This is a genomic window from Humitalea rosea (assembly GCF_003253705.1).
GTDB classification, from domain to species: Bacteria; Pseudomonadota; Alphaproteobacteria; order Acetobacterales; family Acetobacteraceae; genus Humitalea; species Humitalea rosea.
Window position 1 is genome coordinate 24,724 of record NZ_QKYU01000037.1, and the last position, 6,947, is coordinate 31,670.

At 68.0% G+C, this 6,947-nt stretch carries 6 protein-coding genes; all 6 read right to left on the reverse strand.

Annotated elements, in window-relative coordinates; genetic code table 11:
• Positions 1-4 precede the first annotated feature (4 nt).
• The 6 genes from C8P66_RS21665 to C8P66_RS21690 all read right to left on the reverse strand — a co-directional run bounded on the left by C8P66_RS21665 (position 5) and on the right by C8P66_RS21690 (position 6,793).
• A complete protein-coding gene (locus tag C8P66_RS21665; protein ID WP_111400384.1) occupies positions 5-1,207 on the reverse strand; it encodes a pyridoxal phosphate-dependent aminotransferase in 1,203 nt (400 codons plus the stop codon).
• A 29-nt stretch (positions 1,208-1,236) separates the two neighbouring features.
• Positions 1,237-2,439 carry a pyridoxal phosphate-dependent aminotransferase gene (locus tag C8P66_RS21670; protein WP_111400375.1) on the reverse strand — a complete coding sequence of 401 codons (1,203 nt, stop codon included), beginning with the start codon at positions 2,437-2,439 and terminating at the stop codon, positions 1,237-1,239.
• 595 nt (positions 2,440-3,034) lie between these two features.
• A complete protein-coding gene (locus C8P66_RS21675; protein ID WP_111400376.1) occupies positions 3,035-3,832 on the reverse strand; it encodes an ABC transporter permease in 798 nt (265 codons plus the stop codon).
• Positions 3,829-4,653: an ABC transporter permease gene (locus C8P66_RS21680; RefSeq protein WP_111400377.1), complete on the reverse strand. Its 825-nt coding sequence runs from the start codon at positions 4,651-4,653 to the stop codon at positions 3,829-3,831. The genes C8P66_RS21675 and C8P66_RS21680 overlap by 4 nt, the downstream gene beginning before the upstream one ends.
• The gene (locus C8P66_RS21685; protein ID WP_111400378.1) at positions 4,650-5,684 is read right to left on the reverse strand and encodes an ABC transporter ATP-binding protein; all 1,035 of its coding nucleotides are present in this window, start codon (positions 5,682-5,684) and stop codon (positions 4,650-4,652) included. The genes C8P66_RS21680 and C8P66_RS21685 overlap by 4 nt, the downstream gene beginning before the upstream one ends.
• A complete protein-coding gene (locus C8P66_RS21690; protein WP_111400379.1) occupies positions 5,681-6,793 on the reverse strand; it encodes an extracellular solute-binding protein in 1,113 nt (370 codons plus the stop codon). Before C8P66_RS21690 ends, C8P66_RS21685 begins: the two co-directional genes overlap by 4 nt.
• Between the last annotated feature and the right edge of the window lie 154 nt (positions 6,794-6,947).

Sequence of the window (6,947 nt, forward strand, 5' to 3'; positions counted from 1 at the left end):
CGGATCACGTCAGGCTACGGCAGAAATCCTGGATGCGGCCGCAGGCGTCGCGCAGGCTTTCCGTATCGGCGGCATAGGAAATCCGCAGATAGGGGGACATGCCATAGGCCGCGCCCTGGACGGCAGCGACGTGCTTTTCCTCCAGCAGCGCCATGGCGAAATCGGTATCCGTCTCGATCTTCCGCCCGCCGGCCGAGGTCTTGCCGAGGCAGCCGGCGATGTTCGGATAGACGTAGAAGGCGCCTTCAGGCTTGTGGCAGATGATGCCAGGGGCCTCGTTCAGCATGGCGACGACCAAGTCGCGCCGGTCACGGTAGATCGCGGCGCGTTCGGCCAGCAGGTCCTGCGGGCCGTCCAGCGCCGCCGTGACCGCGGCCTGGGAGATGGTGTTCACGCCGCTGGTGAGCTGGCTCTGCATATTGACCATCGCCTTGATCAGCGGCTTGGGGCCACCGCAGAAGCCGACGCGCCAGCCGGTCATGGCATAGCTCTTGGAAGCGCCGTTGACCGTGAGCACGCGGTTCTTCAGGGCGGGCTCGACATCGGCGATCGTGCAGAACTCGAACCCGTCGTAGATCAGGTGCTCATACATGTCGTCCGTCATGATCCAGACATGCGGATGCTTGAGCATGACCTGCGCGATGGCCTTCATCTCCTCCCGCGAACAGGCGGCGCCGGTCGGGTTGGAAGGGAAGTTCAGCAGCAACCACTTGGTCTTCGGCGTGATCGCCGCGTCCAGATCCTCCGGCCGCAGCTTGAAGCCGTTGTTCTGCGGGCAGTTCACGAAGGTCGGCGTCGCGGTGGCGAGCTTGGCCATCTCGGCGTAGCTGACCCAGTAGGGTGCGGGGATCAGCACCTCATCGCCCGGATCGCAGGTGGCGAGCAGGGCGTCCATGATGGCCTGCTTGCCGCCATTGGTGATCAGGATCTCGTCCAGCGCGTAGTCGAGGTTGTTGTCGCGCTTGAACTTGCGCTGCACCGCTTCCTTGAGCGCCTTGGTGCCATCCTGCGGCGGGTATTTGGTGTCGCCGGCAAGGGCGGCCTTGTAGGCGGCCTCGATCGCATGGGGCGGGGTCTCGAAATCGGGCTCGCCGATCGCGAGGCTGATGACGTTGTGGCCGGCGGCCTTGAGTTCCCGCGCCTTGCCGGTCATCGCGGCCGAGGCGGAGAAGGAAACCTCCTTCAACCGCTGGGCAAGTGCCGGCATCGGGGTGGAGGACATAGGAGCTTCAGGCATCAGTGCAGCCCCTCGCAGAAGGTCTTGATGCGGGCGCAGGCCTCGATCAGCAGATCGTTCGAGGTCGCGTAGGAAATCCGGAAATGCCCGGGGAACATGAAGGCGCTGCCATGCACGGCGGCGACGCCCTGTTCCTCCAGCAGCGCCACGACGAAGGCTTCATCGTCCTTGATGAAGGTGCCGCCGGCGCTGGTCTTGCCGATGCAGGCATGGATCGAGGGATAGACGTAGAAGGCGCCTTCCGGCGTGTGGCATCGCACGCCCGGGCAGGCGTTCATGCCGGCCACGACCAGGTTGCGGCGTTCCTGAAAGGCGAGGCGCATCGTCTCGACCGTGTCCTGCGGGCCGTCCAAGGCCTCGATCGCCGCGGCCTGGGAGATGCTGCTGGTGCTGGAGGTGCTCTGGCTCTGCAGCTTGTCCATCGCCTTGATCAGCGGCAGCGGCGCGCCGGCGAAGCCGATGCGCCAGCCGGTCATGGCATAGGCCTTGGAGCAGCCGTTCATGGTCACGGTGCGGTCGCGCAGGCGGGGTTCCACCTGGACCACCGTCGCGATCTGGAAGCCGTCATAGACCAGCTTCTCATAGATATCGTCGGTGAAGACCCAGACATCGGGGTGGCGCAGCAGCACATCGGTCAGCGCCTTCAACTCGGCGGCCGAATAGGCGGCACCGGTCGGGTTGCTGGGGTTGTTCAGGATCACCCACTTCGTCTTGGGGGTGATCGCGGCTTCCAGCTGCTCGGCGTTGATCTTGAAGCCCTGGTTCTGCCCGGCCGGCACGATCACCGGCGTGCCCTCGGCCAGCGCCACGATGTCGGGGTAGGAGACCCAGCAGGGGGCGGGGATGATCGCCTCGTCGCCCGCCTGCATCGTCGCCATCATGGCGTTGAAGATCACCTGCTTGCCGCCGGTGGAGACGATGATCTCATCGGGGCTGTAGTCAAGGCCGCTGTCGCGCTTGAACTTGCGGGACACCGCCTCGCGCAGCGCGCGGGTGCCGGCGACGTCGGTGTAGCGCGTGTCACCCGCCTCGATCGCGCGGATCGCAGCATCCTTGATGTTGCGCGGCGTCTCGAAGTCCGGCTCGCCGACCGAGAGGCTGATGACATCCCGCCCGGCGGCTTTCAGCGCACGGGCCTTGCCGGTGATGGCAATGGTCTGGGACGCGGAGATGCGGTCCAGGCGCTCAGCGGTGAGGTGCATGTCAGCCTTCGTCTCAAAGAATTGGGCGCGCGGAACCCCCGCGGCCGTCGGTATCCCTACCCCTCGGCCTTGGGGGCGACAAGAGCCCCTCCGCATGAAGCACGCGTTGTTTTTTCAACGTATTAGCGCATCCCTGCGCCAATAAGGGCCTAACTGCAAGCCGCATACGCCCAGAACGCTTGCTTAACATTCTCCTATGACGGAGGCGGTTCATCTGCAAATATTCGCTTGGTTTTTGAAATGCCGGTAGAATCTAGGCCCTCCAATATGATACGATAGAAGATCATTACGTTGATAGGAACGCCGACATGACCTCGATCGAAAGCGCGATTGCGCGGCACTTGGCTCAGATCGAACGTGAGCGCGAGGCCATCGCAGCGCTTCAAGCGTGCACGTTGGGAAGCGTAGTCAGTGTGGGAACCCTTCAAACTGACGAGACAAGAGCGGACGACATCGCCCGTCGTAACGCTATAATTGCTAATCTTGAGAGCGTCGTTGCGAGGCTCCAAGGCGAGCAGGCCTCACCGTAACGAAGTTGGCACAGCATTTAGCGAAGTTACCTGAAGTCTTGCCGGAAGCCGCAGCCGGCGAATGATCACCCCTCGGCCTTGGGGGCCACAACCCGCGGCCGCAGCAGAATCGCGGCACCACCCATGCAAATCGCCGCGGTCAATAGCAGCAGTGCCGCCAGGGCATTGACCTCCGGCGTCAGCCCCAGACGCAACATCGAGAAAACGGCGATGGGCAGGGTCGTCCCGGCCGGGCCGGAGACGAAGCTCGCCACCACCACATCATCCAACGAAAGCGTGAAGCCGAGCAGCCAGCCCGCCGCCAGCGCGGGTGCGACCAGCGGCAAGGTGATGGTGCGGAAGACGGCGGCCGGGGTCGCGCCGAGGTCGCGGGCGGCCTCCTCCAGCGCGGGGTCGAGCGAGGCGAGCCGCGCCTGGACCAGCACCGCGACATAGCTGCCGGCGAGCAAGGCATGGGCGATGAGCACCGTGCCCGCCCCGCGCTGCGGCCAACCCTCGGTCAGCGTCTGCACCGCCACGGCCAGCAGCAGCAGCGACAGGCCCGTGACCACCTCCGGCAGCACCAGGGGCGCTGCCGCCAGCGCCCCGAACAGCGCCCGGCCACGAAACCGCCCATGCCGTGCCAGCACCCAGCCGATGCCTCCGCCGAGCAGCACGGCGAGGCTGGCCGCACCGGTCGCGACCCGCAGCGATAGAAGTGTGGCCTCGACCAGCCGCTCATTGGCCAGCAGGGCGCCGAACCAGCGCAGCGAGAACCCGCCCCAGGTGAAGGGCAGCCGCGCGGCGGAGAAGGCGTAGCCGACCAGCAGCAGCACCGGCAGCCAGAGAAACGCCAGCCCGAAGCACAGGGCCGCCCGCCTCACCCCTGCGTTCCAAGCCGCTGGTAGAGCCAGAGCGGCGGCAGCAGCACCACCAGCAGCCCGAGGGAGAGGGCCGCCGCCACCGGCCAGTCGCGGTTCTGGAAGAACTCCTGCACCACCACCCGCCCGACCAGCGTCGCCGAGGGCGGTCCCAGCAGTTCGGGGATGACATATTCCCCCGCCGCCGGGATGAAGACGAGCAGGAAGGCCGCCGCGATTCCCGGAGCGGCCTGTGGCAGCACCACCGTCACCAGCCGCGCGACCGGGCCTGCGCCGAGGTCGGCGGCCGCTTCCTCCAGCCGCGGGTCCAGCCGCAGCAGCACGCCGAACAGCGGCAGCACGGCGAAGGGCAGATAGGCATGGACCATACCGACCAGCATCGCCGCATCGGTGTAGAGCATCTGCTGCGCCGGCAGGCCGAACTCCACCAGAACGCCATTGATCCAGCCGGAGTCACGAAAGAGCCCGATCCAGGCGCCCATGCGCGGCAGGAACCCGGTCCAGAACGGCAGCATCACCGCCGCCAGCAGCCAGATCCGCGGCCCGGGCCGCGCCCGCACGATGCCAAGCGCCATGGGGAAGGCCAGCGCCACACAGGCAGCCGCCGTCAGTGCCGCGACCTCCAGCGAGGACAGCAGCGCCCCGACATAAAAGGGATCGGTCGCGATCAGCACCAGGCTGTCCGTCGCCGCCCCGCCGTTCCAGGGGAAGCGGACCGGCGGGATGCCCTCGGCCGCCTCGCCCAGCGCGATGGCCGCGACCAGCGCGAGCGGCGTGGCGACACCGAATGTCAGCACCAGCCACAGGAGGGCGCGCCCGATCATGCCAGCGGCACCAGCGCCGAAGGCTCCCAGCTCAAAGTGACGGCATGTTCGGGTGCCGGACCCGAGGCTTCCGGCCAAAGCGCCCGCAGGACCGCCCCCCCGCTGGTCCGAAGGGTCAGCAGCGAGGCGCCACCCCGGTAGGTGGCCTCCGTCACCACCGCCGGCAGCCCCTCGTCACCGAACCCTATGCGCTCGGCCCGCAGCGCCAGCGCCACGGGGCTGCCGGGCGGCTTTCCATGCGGGACGGCGGGGCGGAGCGTCGCGGGCAAGGCGGGGCAATCCACCCCGCCATCGGCAAGCGCGACCCCTTCGATAATATTGGCCGCGCCCAAAAAACCCGCGACGAAGCGGGTCGCCGGGCGATCCCAGAGTTCGCGCGGGGTGCCCTGCTGGATCACCCGGCCCTGCTCCAGCACCGCCACGCGATCGGCCAGCGCCAGGGCCTCGGCCTGGTCATGGGTGACCATGAGGAAGGCGCTGCCGGTCGCACGCTGCAAGGCGCGCAGCTCGGCGCCGGTGCGTTCGCGCAAGGCGGCATCCAGCGCGCCCAGCGGTTCGTCCAGCAGCAGAAGCCTGGGGCGCAGGATCAGGGCGCGGGCCAGCGCCACCCGTTGCTGCTGCCCGCCCGACAGCGCGGCCGGCCGACGCCGCGCGAAGGCCTCCAGCCCGACCATCTCCAGCGCCGCGCCCACGCGCCGGATGCGTTCGGCGGTGGCGGCCCCGGCCCGGCGCAGCCCGTAGCCGACATTGTCGGCCACGCTCATGTGGGGGAACAGCGCATAGGACTGGAACATCATGTGCAGCGGCCGACGTTCCGGCGGCAGCGGTGCCAGATCCACGCCCCCCAGCAGGATCCGCCCCGCCGCGGGCGCGACGAAGCCGGCGATGGTGCGCAGCAGGGTCGATTTGCCCGACCCCGAGCCACCCAGCAGGGCGACGAAGGCGCCCTCCGGCACCTCCAGATCCAACGCGTCGAGTGCGGCGGCGCCGCCGAAGCGAACCGTCAGTCCTTCGACCTGCAGCAGGCTCAACGCCCCGCCTTGAACCGGCTCCAGGACCGCGCGCGCGCCCGTTCGGCCGCGGGTGGCAGGGCGGTGACGGTGAAGGTGCGGCCGATCATCTCAGGCGTGGGATAGATGTTGGGGTCGTCCCGCACCGCCGCATTCACCAAAGGCAGGCTGGCAGGCACGGCATTGGGGTAGCGGGTGTGGTTGGTGATCCCGGCCATCACCGCCGGCCGCAGCACATGGGCGATGAAGGCGTGCGCGGCCGCGGGGTCCGGCGCATCGGCGGGGATCGCCAGCATGTCGAACCAGAGCTGCGCCCCCTCCTTCGGCTGCACGTAGCGGATCTGCACGCCGCGATTGGCCTCCTCGGCGCGGGCCTGGGCCTGGATGACATCGCCGGAATAGGTCATCGCGACGCAGTATTCCCCGGCTGCGACGGCATCGAGGATGGTGGCGCTGGCGGTGATGGCGCGCACGGAGGGGCGGATCGCCAGCAGCGCCGCCTCGGCCGCGCGCAGATCCTCGGGCACCGCCGAATTGGGATCGCGGCCGAGCCAGCGCAGCACGCTCGGCAGCACGTCGATCCCGCTGTCCATCACCGCGATGCCGCAGCGGGAGAGTTGCCGCGCGATCTCTGGCCGCATCAGCAGGTCCAGGCTGTCGAGCGGGACATCGCCGAGGATCGCGCGGATACGGTCGGGGCGGATGGCCAGCCCGACCGTGCCCCAAAGGTAGATCGCGCCATGGCGGTTGCCGGGGTCCGAGGTTTCGACCTTGGCGAGCAGCGCCGGAGCCTGTCCGCCCCATGTCGGGATCAGCGACCGGTCGAGTGGCAGCAGCGCCCCCGCGCGCACCATGCGGGAGAAGCTGGGCTCCGAGGTCGGGACGATGATGTCGTAGCCGCTGCGCCCCGCGGCCATGCGGCCCTCCAGCGTTTCCAGGCTGTCATAGACGTCGTAGCGCACCCGGATGCCGGTTTCGGCGGTGAAGCTGGCGACGGCATAGGGGTCGATGTAATCCGACCAGTTGAAGACGTTCAACGTGCGCTCCGCCGGCGCGGGCGTGGTTTGGGCCGGGGCGGCTTCGGCACCAAGGATCAGCGTCAGCAGGCTCAGGCAGAGGATACGGCGCATCGCTTGGCTCCGGTCGGGGAGAGGCCAGACTAGCAGTCTGTCGGATTCACTTTGCCTTTCTGATTTGTCAAACTGCGGTTATGGCGACCTTCGTATCCTACAATCGCGACCAGGCATTCCTGTTGCCTCCGGACCTCAAGGCGTGGCTGCCCGA